The following is a 1,533-nucleotide window of genomic DNA, read 5'->3' as shown; positions in this document are numbered from 1 at the left end:
GCCGAATGAAACGATCGTAAAAAAAGAGGCCAGGGAAGAGGCAGCAGCCAGTATCTCCGCAGAGCCAAAGAGGCAAAACCCGGAGATAAAGCGGCAAGAAAAGATAGATTCTCCTGCCACGTTACCCGCTGCCGTTGATAAGGTCAGAATTTCGCCTGTTGCCAGAAAAATGGCTGCCCAGGCCAATCTGGACATCCAAAACCTGACGGGAACAGGGCCGGGAGGAAGGATTACAAAAGAAGATGTGCAAAAGGCACTGGAGACAAAATCTCAAATTTCCCGCCAAGAGCCGGCTGTTCTTACACAATACGAATCGCCAGCTTTGACGGAACAGCCTTCAAGGCCATTGTCGGGTATGCGCAAGGTCATTGCCGAACGGATGCACAGAAGTCTTCTGAATACTGCCCAGCTGACCATCAACATGAAGGCGGATATTACCGAATTGAAAACGCTCCAGGCTCAAAGCGCTCAATCTGTGCAACGCAGGATTAGAGCGAAACTCACGTTGACTGATTTTATTGCCCGGGCGGTTGTATTATCGTTGCAAGAACACCCGGTGATGAATAGCACTTTACTGGAAAATTCCATCCGCGAAATTGAAAACGTCCATCTTGGCATGGCGGTAGCACTTGAAAATGGTCTCGTTGTTCCGGTGATTAAACATGCGGAGTCACTTTCTCTGTCGCAATTGTCCGCAGCCATCCGGATGGTGGCAGACCGAGCAAGAGAAGGGGAGCTCAGCAATGAAGAGATGAAAGGTTCAACCTTTACGGTAACCAACCTTGGAGCGTATGGAGTAGAGCATTTTACCCCAATCCTGAACCCTCCGGAAAGCGGGATTCTAGGCATTGGAGCTACGGAAGACCAGCCAGTGTATAAAGGAGAACAGCTTGAACGCCGCACCATTCTGCCGCTGAGCCTAACTTTTGATCACCGAATTGTGGATGGAGCGCCTGCTGCCGCTTTTTTAAAGACAATTAAGCAGTATTTGGAAGAGCCGTTTGCAATTCTTGTATAGAAAGAAGGTGGACTTGATGGAAACAATCGCAGTGATCGGAGGCGGTCCTGCCGGGTACGTTGCTGCAATCACCGCAGCACAGCAGGGGAAAGAGGTTATTCTGATCGATCAAGCAGCCCTGGGAGGTACCTGCTTAAATAAAGGCTGCATGCCAACAAAAACACTCCTGGAAAGCGCGGAAGTACTTGGGAAAATTCAGCATGCAGAAGAATTTGGCGTTTCAGTTTCCTCTGCAGAACCTGTGATTAACTGGGAGAAGGTACAGCAGCGCAAGAACTCGATTAAAGATCAACTAGTTTCGGGCATTCAATATTTGATGAAAAAGAACCAGGTGACCGTGATTCATGGAAATGCCAGGTTTCTAACAGCGAACACGCTCCGGATCGATGAAAACAGCGGCTCTGAACGATTCATAGACTTTGAATCTTGCATCATAGCCGCAGGGGCGGAGCCAGCGGAGCTTCCTTTTGCGCGGTTTGATGGGGAATGGGTGCTTCACAGCGGCCAGGCGATGG

General features: G+C 49.6%; 2 protein-coding genes. Both read left to right on the top strand.

Features of this window, described 5'->3' with window-relative positions:
• On the top strand, positions 1 to 1,018 hold a 1,018-nt coding region (locus ABHN01_RS25845; protein WP_429877921.1), incomplete at its 5' end, for a dihydrolipoamide acetyltransferase family protein.
• Positions 1,019 to 1,034: 16 nt separating this feature from the next.
• Positions 1,035 to 1,533 (top strand): FAD-dependent oxidoreductase (locus ABHN01_RS25840; protein WP_429877920.1); only part of this gene is annotated, 499 nt, incomplete at its 3' end.

It is taken from the genome of Fictibacillus sp. NRS-1165 (assembly GCF_050468105.1).
GTDB lineage: Bacteria > Bacillota > Bacilli > Bacillales > Fictibacillaceae > Fictibacillus_C > Fictibacillus_C terrinigri.
The sequence above is the reverse complement of the archived record's forward strand: the minus strand, read 5'-3'. Positions and strand labels throughout refer to the sequence as shown.